General features: G+C 70.0%; 11 protein-coding genes. 5 read left to right on the top strand and 6 right to left on the bottom strand.

From position 1 onward, the window contains the following. Positions 1–20 precede the first annotated feature (20 nt). The 4 genes from JGU66_16275 to JGU66_16260 all read right to left on the bottom strand — a co-directional run bounded on the left by JGU66_16275 (position 21) and on the right by JGU66_16260 (position 4592). Positions 21–1010, bottom strand: coding sequence for a hypothetical protein (locus tag JGU66_16275; GenBank protein MBJ6762327.1), 990 nt, complete (start codon positions 1008–1010; stop codon positions 21–23). Continuing rightward, positions 1007–2833 carry a serine/threonine protein kinase gene (locus JGU66_16270; GenBank protein MBJ6762326.1) on the bottom strand — a complete coding sequence of 609 codons (1827 nt, stop codon included), beginning with the start codon at positions 2831–2833 and terminating at the stop codon, positions 1007–1009. Before JGU66_16270 ends, JGU66_16275 begins: the two co-directional genes overlap by 4 nt. Before the next feature lie 27 nt (positions 2834–2860). Then, positions 2861–3958, bottom strand: a complete 1098-nt coding sequence (locus JGU66_16265; GenBank protein ID MBJ6762325.1) for a 6-phosphofructokinase — start codon at positions 3956–3958, stop codon at positions 2861–2863. Between the two features lie 151 nt (positions 3959–4109). Continuing rightward, positions 4110–4592, bottom strand: coding sequence for a hypothetical protein (locus JGU66_16260; GenBank protein ID MBJ6762324.1), 483 nt, complete (start codon positions 4590–4592; stop codon positions 4110–4112). Positions 4593–4723: 131 nt separating this feature from the next. Here JGU66_16260 and JGU66_16255 point away from each other — a divergent pair, with 131 nt between their 5' ends. From JGU66_16255 to JGU66_16240, 4 genes are all read left to right on the top strand, one after another. Next, the gene (locus tag JGU66_16255) at positions 4724–5374 is read left to right on the top strand and encodes a hypothetical protein (protein MBJ6762323.1); all 651 of its coding nucleotides are present in this window, start codon (positions 4724–4726) and stop codon (positions 5372–5374) included. Between the two features lie 84 nt (positions 5375–5458). Continuing rightward, positions 5459–6778, top strand: a complete 1320-nt coding sequence (locus JGU66_16250; protein ID MBJ6762322.1) for a trypsin-like peptidase domain-containing protein — start codon at positions 5459–5461, stop codon at positions 6776–6778. Beyond that, entirely contained in the window at positions 6766–7734 is a 969-nt protein-coding gene (locus JGU66_16245) for an FHA domain-containing protein (protein ID MBJ6762321.1), read from the top strand. The genes JGU66_16250 and JGU66_16245 overlap by 13 nt, the downstream gene beginning before the upstream one ends. Before the next feature lie 47 nt (positions 7735–7781). Beyond that, positions 7782–9056: a DUF4130 domain-containing protein gene (locus JGU66_16240; GenBank protein ID MBJ6762320.1), complete on the top strand. Its 1275-nt coding sequence runs from the start codon at positions 7782–7784 to the stop codon at positions 9054–9056. On the opposite strand, the gene JGU66_16235 is transcribed toward JGU66_16240, so the two are convergent. Further along, the gene (locus JGU66_16235) at positions 9026–10006 is read right to left on the bottom strand and encodes an aldo/keto reductase (protein ID MBJ6762319.1); all 981 of its coding nucleotides are present in this window, start codon (positions 10004–10006) and stop codon (positions 9026–9028) included. The two genes, JGU66_16240 and JGU66_16235, sit on opposite strands and share 31 nt — an antisense overlap. A 163-nt stretch (positions 10007–10169) precedes the next feature. Next, positions 10170–12662 carry an endopeptidase La gene (lon, locus tag JGU66_16230; protein MBJ6762318.1) on the bottom strand — a complete coding sequence of 831 codons (2493 nt, stop codon included), beginning with the start codon at positions 12660–12662 and terminating at the stop codon, positions 10170–10172. A gap of 255 nt (positions 12663–12917) precedes the next feature. Here lon and JGU66_16225 point away from each other — a divergent pair, with 255 nt between their 5' ends. Next, positions 12918–14135: a VWA domain-containing protein gene (locus tag JGU66_16225; GenBank protein MBJ6762317.1), complete on the top strand. Its 1218-nt coding sequence runs from the start codon at positions 12918–12920 to the stop codon at positions 14133–14135. Positions 14136–14201 lie beyond the last annotated feature (66 nt).

Raw genomic sequence — 14201 nt, 5'->3', positions numbered from 1 at the left:
AGAGAGCGCGTACCTGGGTTCTAGAACTTGAGGGTGAGGCCCGCGCCCACGCCATCCGGGGAGGCATGCAGCCGCAGTCGCAGGGGCGGGGGGGCAGGAGAGCGGAGGGACTCGGAGGGCGAGGGTTCCGGGCGAGCCTCCATGGTGGTGCGCACGACTTGATCCTCGTGGTGGTAGATGGCGTCCACCACGCCCAGCGCATAGACGGTGTAGAAGCCCGTCGCCGACGCCAGCTTCAGCAACTGCCACGTGTCCGCTTGCCGCGCGCGGTCCGTGGGGATGTATCGCACCGGGATGGAGGCCTGGCCGTCCTCGTCATAGACGTTGTCGAGGCGGATGAAGCCTTCCTTGTAGAGCGAGCCGTACGCGAAGAAGGAGATGATGCTCGTCACCGCGAGCGCGCCCTCGGTCGCGGCGAAGACGATGCCCAGGCTGTTGCGGCCTTGTTGGAACTGGCCCGCGCCGAAGGGGACGAAGTTGACCAGGAAGTTGCGCTTCTCCACCGTGCGCACGACGACCTGTCGCGAGAGTTCCTCGGCGCGGCGGCGCTGCGTCTCGGCGGCCAGGCGCTCCTGCTCGCGGCGCTCCGCCTCGGACTTCTCGCGCTCCACGCGAAGCCGCTGCTCCTGACGCAGGAACTCCAGCTCGCTGGCCATCTGGTTCTTCAGGTCCTCGAAGAAGGCCACGGCCGGGGGCGGGACGACGAACGGATCCAGGTTGAAGTCGGGATCCAACCGCAGGAGCGCGCGCAGGTGCCGCGCGGCCTCTTCGGTGCGCCCCAGGTTGAAGGCCGCCAGGCCCGCCAGCTTGTGCAGCTCTTGAAGGTCCTCGGGGCCGAGGTTGCCGCGGTCGATGCGCAGGCCGGCGCGATCCAACACCTCGGCGTACTTGCCGTACTCGAAGGCGGCGCGGAGCGCGGAGACCTCGGGATCGGTCAGGTCCTGCGCGCGCGCGGGCAGGGCGAGCACGAGCGTCAGGCAGAAGAGGAGGAGCGACAGGGCGCGGCTCATTCGGGATGCAGGCTTCCGCGCAGGGTGGTGGGTTTCCCCGGCTCCAAGAGGACGACGCGCTTCTCCGCGCGGAAGCCGGGGCGGCTGATCTCCACCTCGACGCGGTGCTGGAAGCTGGCGGGGCCGCGGGGGGAGCGAATGTCGAAGGGCTGGGACAGGCTGTCGTGCGCGGTGCGGCGCGTGTCACCCACCTGCACGAGCGCGTCCGCGGGCTGATAGTCGAACGAGAGCTGCGAGGGCTTGAGCAGCGCGCGCAGCCGGAAGACGTTGTCGCCCTCGGCGCTCACGTCGATGGTCTCCGTGGTGTCCTCGCAGTAGTCGCAGGTGATGGTGACGGTGTGGCGTCCCGGAGTCGTCTGCACGTTGTGCTGCGCGAGCGGTTGGGCGCTGGCCGGGGCGTCATCCACCTGCACGAAGCCATAGGGCCGCACCAGGATGGACACCGGCATCGTCCGCGCGGGGGCGGTGCTCTTCCGGATGGCCGAGCGCGGCTCCTCCAGGGACTCCGGCGGCGGTGGGTGCGGAACCGTCGGCCGCTCCAGGGCGGTGCGCACGAGGGGCGGCGCGGGGGGCGTGACGTGCGGCGGGGGCGGCGTCACCCGAGCGGTGGGCTCGGGCGGCGCCTTCGGTGAGGTCGCCGAGGGCGCGGTGGGCACGGGCGCCGGGGGCGCGCGCAGGGCGTGGACCTTCCAGCCCACCGCGCCGAGCCCCCCCGCGACGACGGCGGCGATGCCCAGTTTCAGGCCCCGGCGGCGCCACGTGCGAAGTCGCTGGGCGCGCTGGACGGTCTTGAGCAGCGCGAGCGCGCGGGCGTTGTCGGCATCCAGCGCGAGCACCTGGTTCAGGTGGGCGAGGGCGCGAGGCGTGCGCTTCTCCGCGAGCAGTCGCTCACCGCGCTCCAGCAGCGCCGCGACGATGCGCTGGCGCGCGAGCTTCTTGTACGAGGGCGGGTCGGCGAAGAACGACACCAGCTCTTCGCCCACGCGCGGGAAGCCCAGGCCGGTGAGGTAGTCCGCGAGCGCGTCGCGGAGCTGTCCCGCGTCCGAGTACCGGCGGCGAGGGTCGCGCTGAAGACAGAGGGCGCAGATCTCCGCCAGCTCGTCGGACAGCGAGGGCACGCGCCGCCGCGGATCCTCGTAGGCGCCGTCGAGGATGCGCTTGAGGGTGGCGGTGGTGTTGGGCGCGCTGAAGGGCAGGCGGCCGGTGAGCAGGGCATAGAACATGATGCCCAGGCTGAAGACGTCGGCCTCGGGGCCCGCCTCCAGGCCCTCGATGATCTCCGGGGACATGTGCGCGGGCGAGCCCACGAGCGTGCCCGTGACGGTCATCCGCTCCTCGATGTCGAGCAGCCGCGCGATGCCGAAGTCCATCAGCTTGAGGACGCCGTCCTCGCGCACCATGACGTTGTCGGGCTTGAGGTCGCGGTGGATGACGCCGGACTCGTGCGCGTGGGCGAGCGCCGCGGCCAGCTCGTGGATGATCATCGCCGCCAGCTCGGGCGGCTCCAGCGCGCCTTCGTCCAGGTACGTCTTGAGCGTGCGGCCCCGGATGTACTCGGTGACGATGAAGGCGTCGTTCGCCTCGGCGGGGGAGAAGTCGAACACCTCGAGGATGTTGGGGTGGTGCAGCTTGGCCACCGCGCGGGCCTCGCGCGCCAGGCGCTTGCGCGACTCGTCCTTGCCGGCCAGGTGCGGGTGCAGCACCTTCACGGCGACTTCGCGATCGAGCGCGGTGTCGAGCCCCTTGTACACGACGCTCATGCCCCCGGAGCCCAGCTCCTCCAGGATGCGATAGCGACCGATATGGCGGCCGATGAGCGTCATGGTTCGCGTTACCCCTCCTCCCTCGACTCAGTCCCCGAATCCGATTCCCATGCTCTTGGCGAACCGCACCAGCTCCCCGTGCGGATCCACCCGGCGCTCCTTGCGCGACTCACTCAGCGGCACCGCGACGATGTCGTTGTTGCGCAGCGCCACCATGTGGCCCCACTGCCCGTCGCGCACCAGGTCCAACACCTTGCAGCCGTAGCGCGTGGCCAGCACGCGGTCCGCCGCGCTGGGACTGCCACCGCGTTGCAGGTGGCCCAGCACCGTGACGCGGATCTCCGCGTCGATGTGCTTCGCCAGCAAGTCCGCGCACACCTTGCCCGCGCCACCCAGCCGCACCACGCCGCGTCCCGGAATGTCCTCGGCCTTCTCCTGCACGGCGAGCGTGCCGCCCTCGGGGAAGGCGCCCTCGGAGATGGCGATGATGGAGAAGCTGCGCCGGCGCGTGGCCCGGCGGTGGATCTTCTCCACGATGGACTCCACGCGGTACGGAATCTCCGGAAGCAGGATGACGTCCGCGCCGCCCGCGATGCCGCTGTCCAGCGTGAGGAAGCCGGCGTGCCGGCCCATGATCTCCACGACCATCACCCGGTCATGCGACTCGGCGGTGGAGTGCAGGCGATCCAACGCCTCGGTGACGATGAGCCGCGCGGTGTCGAAGCCGAACGTCTGGTCCGTGCCGGACAAGTCGTTGTCGATGGTCTTCGGACACCCGACGACCTTCAGCCCCTTCTCCGCCAGGCGGTGCCCGATGGACAGCGTGCCGTCTCCGCCGATGGCGACGAGCCCATCCAGGCCCAGCTCCTCGCAGCGGCGCAGCACCCGGTCCGACACGTCCCGCTCCACCCAGTGGTCGCCCTCGCGCAGGGCGTAGGCGAAGGGGTTGGCCCGGTTGGACGTGCCCAGGATGGTGCCGCCCTTGGGCAGGATGCCGCGCGTGTCCTCCACGCCGAGCGGGCGGATGAGCTCCGGCTCGCACAGCCCCATGAAGCCGTTCTCGATGCCCACGAACTCGTGGCCGAACTCGTGCGCGCCGCGGCGGACGAGGCCCCGGATGAGGGCGTTGAGCCCCGGGCAGTCACCACCACCGGTGAGGACTCCGAGTCGCAGGGGTCGGGTCATGGTCACGAGTCAAGTCGGACGTGGGTGTCACAAGGTTGGGGCCGCGCTATGACAGCGACGTCGGGGGCGGATTGTAGGAGCGCGCTCCGGGGGGCGCAACGCGTGAATACGCACCACGTCGGATCTCCCGGTGCCAGGGAGATGGGGCACTTCAGTCGCGCTTGAGGCGGCGCCGGGAGGCCAGCCGATCCAGCAGGGCCTGGAGCTTGTCCTCGGGCTCCGGCGGGAGGGCCTTGTCCGTGGGCGACTGGACGGGCAGGGCGCGGGCAAGCTCGTACAACTCCAGGAGGCGCTCCTGGAGCAGCTCGTTGCCGGGGCGCTCCTGGAGCGCGCGGCGGTAGGCGGCGGCCGCGCCCACATAGTCCCCCAGCGCGAAGAGGCGCTCGCCTTCCTGCATGGGTGAGGAGGGGCCGAGCGAGGGCAGCTCATGCGGCTCGCGCGGGCGATTCTGGAGGTGCTGCAGCTCGTGCGGCTGGAGCGACTCGCGCACCAGCACGAGCTTGTGGGCGAGCCCCTCCTCCGAGGGGAACGCACGAGCGAGCTGCTCGAACAGGCCGAGGGCCTCGGCGAGTTCGCCACGGCGCAGGGCGCGGTCGGCGCGCGCCTCCAATTCGGCCCTGGCGGCTGGAGTCATCGGGGCGCGAACGTTAGCCGCGCCCGACGGGGATGTCACACGAGGAAGCAGGCGCGCGGGACTTCCTGGAATACGGGCGGGAAGGCGACGCGGGCTATGCTCGCCGCGTGGTGTTGCCGCTTCTGACGCTGATGGTGGTGGTGCAGCCGGGGGCGCTCGGCGCCGAGCTGCGCCGGGATGGTTACAGCTTCCGGCCCCCGGCGTCCTTCCGGATGACGGGCTGGGAGCGCTACGCCGGCTCGCGCGTGGGCGCGGTGTCGCTCGAGCCCGGGGAGGCGCGCAGCCTGTCCGCGGTGCTGACGGATGGCGAGGGCGCGGAGGCCGCCACGCTGCTGGTGTCGGTGGTAGAGCAGGGCTTCTCCGCCAGCCCTTCCGAGCGGGACGCGTTCGCCTCGGCCGTGCCGGGACATTTCCTCCGGGAGCTGGGCCTGACGTTGTCGCCCGAGCGGGTGGACCGGGTGGGGGGGCCGGTGCCTCGGGTGGAGGTGCTGGGCACGCTGCGCGAGTCGGGGCAGGTGCGCGCGGTGCTGGTGACGGCGCTGGCCTCGGAGGGGCGCCACGCGGTGGTGACGGTGAGCGCTCCCGCGGAGCGCTGGGAGACGCTGGCGCCTCAAGTGCGCGCCTCGTTGGAGACCTTCCGGATGGAGCCTCCTGTCGCGGGCGTGGTGCCCCGGCGGGTCGCTGGCGCGCTGGCGGGGACACTGGCGGGCGCGCTGGTGGCCTCCTATGCCGCCTGGCGAAGGCGACAGCGGGGGCGCGCCGTGCTCGAGCCGCGTGGCTGAGCGCGGACGGGCGCTTCCGTGGCGGCCCGCCCTGCTTCGTCCTGTCCCTGTGTGGGGCCCCCTGGGGTACTGTGCGCCGTGCCCATGATCGTCCTCTTCGCCGTCGCCGTGCTCGCGCAGACGCCCGTGGTGGCCCCCGTGGAGCCGGGCATTGCTCCCGGATCGTCCGAGGCCGCGCGTCCCGAGGCACCGCCTCCCGTGCTGCCGCCCGCCACCCACGAGCTGTTCCGCAAGATTCAAGGGCGGGTCGCGCAGGTGCGCATCATCGAGCGGCGCTCGGGGACGAAGTCGTCCATCGGCTCGGCCTTCTTCGTGAGCGCGCAGGGACACGCCATCACGAACTACCACGTGGTCTCGGACCTGGTGCTCCACCCGGAGGACTACACCGCCGAGCTGGAGCGCGGCGCTGGCACCGTGCTGGTGCGGCTCTTGGACGTAGACGTGGTGCACGACCTGGCCCTCATCCAGACGGATGTGCCGGCCCCCGACTTCTTCCCCTTGGATGATCATGAGCCGGCGCAGGGCACACGCCTGTTCGCCATGGGCAACCCGCGTGACCTGGGCACCACCATCGTCGAGGGCACGTACAACGGACTCGTCCAGGATGCGCTGTACGAGCGCATCCACTTCACGGGCGCCATCAACCCGGGCATGAGCGGTGGGCCCACGCTCACCGGCGAGGGCCGCGTGGTGGGCATCAACGTCTCCACGATGGGCAATCAAGTCGGGTTCCTGGTGCCCGTGTCTCATGCGCGCGCGTTGCTGGCCCGTGGGCTCCAGACCCCGCGAAAGCAGGTGGACGAGTCCCTGCTGCCGGTGGTCCATCAACAGCTCCTGGAGAACCAGCAGCGGCTGACGGAGCGGCTGCTCGCCTCGCCTCTGCCGCAGCAGCCGCTGGACGACTACCGCGTGCCGGGGCGGTGGAACAACTTCCTCAAGTGCTGGGGCGACACGGCCCACGAGCCGGATACGCCCTACACGGTGACGAACTACCAGTGCTCATCCGAGGAGGACATCTACCTGTCCTCCAGTCACAGCACGGGCGTGGTGTCCTATCTCCACCAGCACGTGAGCAGCCGAGAGTTGGGAGCGCTGCGCTTCGCGTCGCTGTACAGCTCGCTGTACTCGCAGGACCCGGACTCCGTTTCCGCCACGCGCGAGGACGTGACCAACTTCCGCTGTCAGTCGGAGTTCGTGGATGTGGGCGGGCTGCCCGTGCGCGCGTCGATGTGCCTGCGTGCGTACCGGCGCTTCCCGGGCCTCTATGACCTGGTGCTGCGCGCCGCCACGCTCAACGCGAGCACGAGCGGCGTGGACTCCAGCCTCACCCTGGCTGGCTTCAGCGCGGACAACGCCCGCAAGCTGGCGCGGCGCTACCTGGAGGCCCTCTCGTGGACGAAGTGATCTTCCTGGAGGTGCTGGAGGGAGACGGCGTCCAGGCCCGGCATCGGCTGGAGCGCTTCCCCGTCAGCGTGGGCCGCGGCTACGACAACGACATCATCCTGGATGACCCGAAGGTGTCCGCGTCGCACCTGCGCGTCGAGCGCCGCGAGGACGGCGCGCTGGTGTTGCGCGACCTGGGCAGCCAGAACGGCACCTTCCGCGTGGAGCCGTGGGCCCCGCTGGCCGAGGTGGTGCTGACGCCCGACGCGCGCGTGGCGCTGGGCGACACGGTGCTGCGCTTCCGCCCGCGGAGCCACAAGGTGGAGGACACCGTCATCGCGCGGACGGCCGAGTCTCCTCGCGCCCGCCTCTTCGAGCAGCCGCGTGCCTTCTCGGCGACCATCCTGGTGTTGGTGTTCGCCTGCCTCGTCTCCGGCTACGTCACCAACTACCAGCGCACGGATTGGGGAGACCTGATCACCTCAGGGTTGATTCCCCTGGGCGTGGCGCTCCTCTGGGCGGGGGGCTGGTCGCTGGCGAGTCGCATCTCGCGCCGGAGCTTCCAGTTCCGCACCCACGCCACCATCGGTGGGTTGATGCTGTTGGGCGTGACGCTGGTCCCGCCCGCGACGGCGACGCTGGGCTTCAGCCTGTCGGTGCACTGGGGCCTGGGCTTCCTGACGAAGGTGGCCTACCTGGGCCTGTTGGTGTGGGGGCTGTTCTGGCACTTGCGCTACGTGACGCGCTGGGAGCCCAGGCGGCTGCTGCGCGTGCTGGTGGTGGGCTCGGGCGTGTTCCTGGCGCTCACGCACATCCCCACGCTGCTCGCCAATGAGGAGTTCAGCCCGGAGCTGGACTTCTCCCGCTCGATGCTGCCGCCCTCGTTCCGCATGGCTCGGACCCAGTCCCTCGACTCGTTCTTCCAGGACAGCAGTCAGCTCCAGAAGGACGTGGACTCGCTGGCTCAGGAGGAATGAACGAGGTCGCGCGTGTCGGACGGGTGAGGTAGGACGCAGGGCTGCCCATGTCTGGAGTCCTGCCCGAGTCCCTCACGCGCGTCCACGTCGCGCCCGAGCTGACGTCCTTCCGCGAGGTCGCGCGCGGACTGCTTGCGCGCGGCGTGCCTCCGGAGCGGGTTCTCTTCGTGGAGTCCGCGGAGGGAGCTCGCAGCTCGGAGTTCTCGGCGGGCGCTCGTGGCCCGGAGTTCTCGGCGGGTGCTCGCGGTTCGGAGTTCTCGATGGGCGCTCGCGTGTCGGCGTCGTCCTCAGCGGGGGCAACTGGCTCGGAGCCCGCTGATCTGGATGCGGCTCGAACACCTGGGACGATCGCTTCGGGGATGGTGCCACCACCCGTCACGGCGAGCGTGCCTCGGGACTTCCTCGCGCTGGCGGAGGCGGTGGCATGTCATCGCTCCCCAGAGCGTTGGGGACTGCTCTATCGCGTCCTCTGGCGACTCACGCGTGGGGAGCGAGGCTTGTTGGAACGCTCGCGCGATGAGGCCGTGGCGCGCCTGCGCGAGATGGAGCGCGCGGTGGGGCGTGATGCCCATGTGCTGCTGGAGGGCGCGCGGTTCCGCCGCGTGGCTTCGGACGAGGGCGAGCGGTTCGTCGCGTGGTTCCGGCCGGAGCACCGCATCGTCCGGTACGTCGCCCCGCGCGTCGCACGGCGATTCGCCTTCGCGCGCTGGAGCCTCCTCACTCCGGACGCGAGCGCGCACTGGGACGCGGGGCAGCTGCGCTTTGAAGCCGGGGTCTCGGACCCTGGGCTGCCCGAGCCTCGCGCCAGAGGCGCCGAGGAGCAGGCGGCGGGGGAGGGCGACGGAAAGGTTTCACTGATGCTGGTGCGCGAGCGGCCCGGAGATGAGGACGCGAACGCAGCCACTGCGCTCCACGGATCCGAGGAGCCCCTGCTCGGCGAGGTCCTCGCGCGGGCGCGGCTGCGGCGCTCGGCGCTTCATGTGACGTGGGTGCCACGGCACGCCGAGGAAGCGGAGTGCCGGACGTGGCTGGAGTCCGAGGTGGCGACGGTGCGGCCCCGGATGGTGGTCGCGCTGGGCGAGGGCGCCGCGCGGGCCTTCCTGGGGCCGAGCTTCCGCTTCCACCTGGACCGAGGCCGGTTGCTGCGCACGCCCTGGGCGGAAGCCTGGATGGCCACGTTCGACCCCGCCGAGGTGCTCCGGCTCGCCGAGCCGCGAGCCCGGGCCGAGGCGCGGATCCACTTCGAGGCGGATCTGCGCTCGGCGGCGGAGTGGATGCGGGGCGCGGGGCGCTACATGCCCTTGACGGAGTGGGGCCGGTAGGGCGCCTCCAGCATCTGAACCTCCGCGGGCTCCAGCTTGAGGTCCACCGCGCGCGCGGCGTCCTCCAGGTGCGTGAGCTTGGTGGCGCCGATGATGGGCGCGGTCACCACGGGCTTGGACAGCAGCCACGCGAGTGACACCTGAGCGGCCGGAACACCGCGCGTCTCCGCCACCTGTCGCACCGCCTCCACCACGTCCCAGTCGCTGGGTTGATCGTAGAGGATGGGGGAGAGCGAGTCGGTGCCCGCGCGCTTGGTGGACTCCCGATCGTCCAGGGACTTTCGCGAGCCCGCCAGCAGCCCGCGCGCCAGCGGAGACCAGGGGATGACGCCCACGCCTTCGGCTTCGCACAGGGGGAGCATCTCTCGCTCCTCCTCGCGGTAGACGAGGTTGTAGTGGTTCTGCATGGAGACGAAGCGACTCCACCCGCGGCGCTCGGAGACGCCGAGCGCGCGCGCGAACTGCCACGCGAACGCGGTGCTCGCGCCGATGTACCGGACCTTGCCCTGCTGCACGAGCAGCTCCAGCGCGGCGAGCGTCTCCTCCACGGGCGTCATCGGATCCATGCGGTGCAGCTGGTACAGGTCGATGGTGTCCACGCCGAGCCGCTTGAGGCTCGCCTCGCACGCCTGGACGACGTGCTTGCGCGACAGGCCGCGCATGTTCTGGCCATCGCCGGTGGGGAAGAAGACCTTGGTGGCCACCACCACCTCTTCCATGCGCGCGTAGCGGCGCAGCGCGCGGCCGGTGATCTCCTCGCTGACGCCCAGCGAGTACATGTTCGCGGTGTCGAAGAAGTTGATGCCCAGCTCCACGGCGCGGCGGAAGAACGGCTGGGCGGCCTCCTCGTCCAGCACCCAGGGGCGCCACTTGGGCGTGCCGTAGCTCATGCACCCCAGGCAGAGGCGAGACACCCGCAGGCCCGTGCGGCCCAGGTTCACGTACTTCATCGGTGCGCTCCTTTCGCGCGTCATGCGCGTGGCGCGCGGCATCTTCGTGGGTCGCGCCCGGTCCGCCCAGCGCGACTTTCGTCCGACGTGGCCAAAAAGACGACGGGCAGGCCCCCGAGGAGGGAGCCTGCCCGCGTGACTTCATGACGGAGGACCGCTGGAACTACGCGCGGACCTCGGGAGCGCTCTCGGCCGAGGGCGGGATGGCAGGAGCCTCCTTGCCCGGCTCACCGCCGCCCGAGGCGGACGCGGCGCCCTTGAACGGCGAGGTCTCCAGCGCCGCCTTGAGCACCTCGTCCATCTCCTTGACGAAGATGAACTCCAGCTCGTTCTTGGCCTGATCCGGCACGTCCACCAGGTCCTTGCGGCACCGCTCGGGCAGGATGACCCGCTTGATGCCCGCCCGGTGCGCCGCCAGCACCTTCTCCTTGATGCCGCCCACCGGCAGCACCAGGCCACGCAGGGTGGCCTCGCCCGTCATCGCCGTGTCGTGCCGCACCCGGATGCCCGTCAGGAGGCTGGTGAGCGCGGTGAGGATGGTGACGCCGGCCGAGGGACCATCCTTGGGGATGGAGCCCGCGGGGAAGTGCAGGTGCAGGTCCGTCTTCTCGAGGAAGTTCGGGCTGATGCCCAGCGACTCCGCCTTGCTGCGCAGGTAGCTGAGCGCCGCCGTCGCGCTCTCCTTCATCACGTCGCCCAGCTGGCCGGTGAGCGTCATGCCGCCCTTGCCCGCCATCTTCGTCGCCTCGATGAAGAGCAGATCGCCGCCCGCCGCCGTCCAGGCGAGGCCCGTGGCCACACCGGGGACTTCCGTGCGCTCCGCGACCTCCGAGTAGAACATCTCGGGCCCGAGGATCTCCTTCACGCGGTCGGAGTTGATGATCTGCTTCTCCGTCTTGCCGCCCGCGACCTCCACCGCGATGGCGCGGCAGATGTCCGCGATGCGCCGCTCGAGGTTACGCACGCCGGCCTCTCGCGTGTACGAGGTGGTCAGCACGAGCAACGAGTCGTCGGTGATCTCGATGTGGTCCGGAGACAGCCCGTGCTCCTTGAGCTGCTTGGGCACCAGGTGGATGCGGGCGATCTGCTGCTTCTCCTCGAACGTGTAGCCGGACAGCTCGATGATCTCCATGCGGTCGCGGAGCGGCCCGGGGATGGGGTCGAGCTGGTTCGCCGTGGCGACGAACATCACCTTGGACAGGTCGAACGGCACGTCCAGGTAGTGGTCGCTGAACGAGTTGTTCTGCTCCGGATCCAGCACCTCGAGGAGCGCCGCGCTGGGGTCGCCGCGGAAGTCCGCGCCCAGCTTGTCGATCTCATCGAGCATCATCACCGGGTTCTTGGTGCCGGCCTTCTTCATGCTCTGGATGAAGCGGCCGGGCAGCGCGCCCACGTAGGTGCGCCGGTGCCCGCGGATCTCGGCCTCGTCCCGCACGCCGCCCAGGCTCAGGCGCACGAACTTGCGCCCCGTGGCCTTGGCCACGCTCTGGCCGAGCGACGTCTTGCCCACGCCCGGAGGACCGACCAGGCACAGGATGGGGCCGCGCATGTCGTTCTTCAGCTTGCGCACGGCCAGGTACTCCAGGATGCGCTTCTTCACCTTCTTGATGCCGAAGTGATCCTTGTCGAGCTGCTGGCGCGCGTTCTCGATGTCGAGGTTGTCCTCGGACAGCTTGGCCCACGGCAGATCCGCGATCCAATCCAGGTAGGTGCGCGCGACGGTGTACTCGCTGGAGGCCGCCGGAATCGTCTTCAGGCGGTTGAGCTCCTTCTGCGCCACCTTCTCCACGTCGGGCGGCAGGCCCGCCTTCTTCAGGCGCTCCTGCAGCTCGTCGAGCTCCTCCTCCTCCTCGCCCATCTCGCCGAGCTCTTCCTTGATCGCCTTGAGCTGCTGGCGCAGGTAGTACTCGCGCTGGGTCTTCGACATCTCGCCCTTCACGGCGGAGTCGATCTTGTTGGAGAGCTTGAGGATCTCGCGCTTGCGGTTGAGCAGCTCCAGCACCAGCTTCATCCGCGCCTTGAGGTCCACCGTCTCCAGGACGGCCTGCTTCTCCTCGATGGGCACGTCCACGTTGGCGGCGATGAGGTCCGCCAGGTGGCCGGGGTGCGTGATGCTCTCCACGAGCTCCGTGGCCGCCGCGGGCAGCTCGGGCATCAGCTCGATGACCTCGCGCGCGAGCTTCTTCAGGTTGATGCCCAGGGCCTCCACCTCGACGTTCTCCGCCGAGGTCTTGTCCTCGACCGCGTCGATGCGGGCCTTGAGGTAGGGGGCCTCCTGGACCAGCTCCAGCACGCGGAAGCGCGCCAGACCCTGGACGACGAGCGAGTAGTTGTCCTCGCCCATCTTCAGGAGCTTCACGATGCGGGCAACCGTGCCCATGGTGTAGAGGTCGGAGGCGCCCGGGTCCTCTTCCTCGGCGCGGCGCTGGGTGACGACGCCAATCACCTGGTCGTCACGGACCGCGTCCTTGATGAGTGCAATCGTCTTCTGGCGGCCGACGGCCAGCGGGAGCACGCCGCCCGGGAAGAAGACACTGTTCCGCAGCGGCAGGATGGGCAGCACCTGCGGGATGTCTTCCTTGTTGATCAGCCCTGGAGGAGCCATCGCGGTGGGCATGGCGCTGGCCGCGGTGCCCTTCTTCTTCTCGTCAGACATGAAGTTCGGCCTCTTCCTTCTTGATCCCGGTCAGCAAGCAACCGAGCCGGTGAACCATCTGTCGTTTTTCTGCGGCAGATGAAGCAAGGTAACAACCAAAACGGATGTGGCAAACGCGGTGTGCGTTTTTTCCGTGCCTCGTCGGATGCGCGACGCTCCTCTCGCGTCTCGCGTCCAGGAGCGGGGTGGGGCATGCTCGCCCCCTCTGTCCGAGGCGGTGCGTCGCTGGTGCGTGCCGCGTGCAGGAGGCCCCCCGTGACGCGCCCTTTCCGAGCCCCCCTCGTCCTGCTGTCCGCCCTGCTGGCGGCGGCCTGTCATTCTCCCGTGGATGACCCGGGTTCCACCGTGCCTGGGACTTGCGAATCCGCTCCGCCGCTCGTCGCGCCGCAGAAGACGGACATCCTCTTCGTCATCGACAACTCCGGCTCCATGGCCGAGGAGCAGGCGGGCATCGCCACGGAGCTGCCCGCCTTCCTGGAGGCCATCAAGGAGGGCAGCGGGGTGGCGCAGGACTTTCGCGTGGGGGTCATCACGACGTCGGTGTATCAGCGGCACATCCTGAACACGGGCCAGGACGTCACCCGGCAGTACCCGGATCAAGCCGGCCGTCTCCAGGCGGTGCCGGATGCCGTCGGGAACCCCACGGACGAGCGCTTCATCGACGGCACGGACGGCTTCCTCGTGGAGAAGTTCCGCCGGCTGGTGAAGCAGGGCACGGAGGGCAGTGGCCAGGAGACGCCCTTCGAGGCGGTGCGCCTGGCCGTCTCCAGCCCGCTGAGCACCACGGCCATCGCCCAGGGGGGCAACGGAGGCTTCCTCCGGGATGGCGCGCGCCTGCTGGTGGTGGTGGTGACGGACGAGGAGGACTGCAGCTCCACGGTGCGGCCGCCTCCGGTGGCGCTGCGCGACGACGCCTCGCGCGACTTCTGCCACGAGCAGGAGAACCTGCTGACGTCGGTGGATGACTACTACGCCATCTTCCAGGGCCTGCATGACGGGACGGGCGCCTCGCGCGAGGTGCTCTGGGCCACCATCGGGCCGGTGGCGCTGAGCGACAAGCGGGCGGAGTTGGTGCAGGACAGCACGCCGCAGGGGCCTGTCGTGCGCAACGCGGATTGCCCGACGTCCTACGGCCCGGGCTACCGCCAGCGCGCCATGGCGGAGAAGTTCGACCGCAAGCTGGTGAACCTGGACTCCGTCTGCAAGAGCAACTACCGGGACACGCTCATCGGCATCGCGGCGCTGGCCACGGTGGGCCAGAGCGTGGACGTGATGAACCTGCCGGATGCGCGGCTGGCGCGCGTGGAGCTGACGCGCGCGGATGGCTCGGTGCAGGTGTGCTCGGTGGCGGGAGGCGAGCTGCGCTACGAGCCGTCCGCGGAGGGACGCTCGGCGCGGCTGTACTTCCTGGGTGGGTGTCTGCGTCGCGTGGGCGATACCCGGGTGGATGTGAAGCTGCTCTGCGCGGGCTAGCTCGCGCGGCTTTTCGTCACCAGACCTGACACGTCATCCGCCACCATCCACCACCCTGTGTCCACA

Source organism: Myxococcaceae bacterium JPH2 (genome assembly GCA_016458225.1).
Taxonomy (GTDB): domain Bacteria; phylum Myxococcota; class Myxococcia; order Myxococcales; family Myxococcaceae; genus Citreicoccus.
Note: the sequence above shows the minus strand (reverse complement) of the source record. Positions and strands in the feature narration are given on the sequence as shown.

Coding starts and splice junctions, on each gene's coding strand:
- JGU66_16275 (MBJ6762327.1), bottom strand. CDS start 1,010: ATGAGCCGCGCCCTGTCGCTCCTCCTCTTCTGCCTGACGCTCGTGCTC.
- JGU66_16265 (MBJ6762325.1), bottom strand. CDS start 3,958: ATGACCCGACCCCTGCGACTCGGAGTCCTCACCGGTGGTGGTGACTGC.
- JGU66_16255 (MBJ6762323.1), top strand. CDS start 4,724: ATGGTGGTGGTGCAGCCGGGGGCGCTCGGCGCCGAGCTGCGCCGGGAT.
- JGU66_16260 (MBJ6762324.1), bottom strand. CDS start 4,592: ATGACTCCAGCCGCCAGGGCCGAATTGGAGGCGCGCGCCGACCGCGCC.
- JGU66_16250 (MBJ6762322.1), top strand. CDS start 5,459: ATGATCGTCCTCTTCGCCGTCGCCGTGCTCGCGCAGACGCCCGTGGTG.
- JGU66_16235 (MBJ6762319.1), bottom strand. CDS start 10,006: ATGAAGTACGTGAACCTGGGCCGCACGGGCCTGCGGGTGTCTCGCCTC.
- lon (MBJ6762318.1), bottom strand. CDS start 12,662: ATGTCTGACGAGAAGAAGAAGGGCACCGCGGCCAGCGCCATGCCCACC.
- JGU66_16240 (MBJ6762320.1), top strand. CDS start 7,782: ATGTCTGGAGTCCTGCCCGAGTCCCTCACGCGCGTCCACGTCGCGCCC.
- JGU66_16270 (MBJ6762326.1), bottom strand. CDS start 2,833: ATGACGCTCATCGGCCGCCATATCGGTCGCTATCGCATCCTGGAGGAG.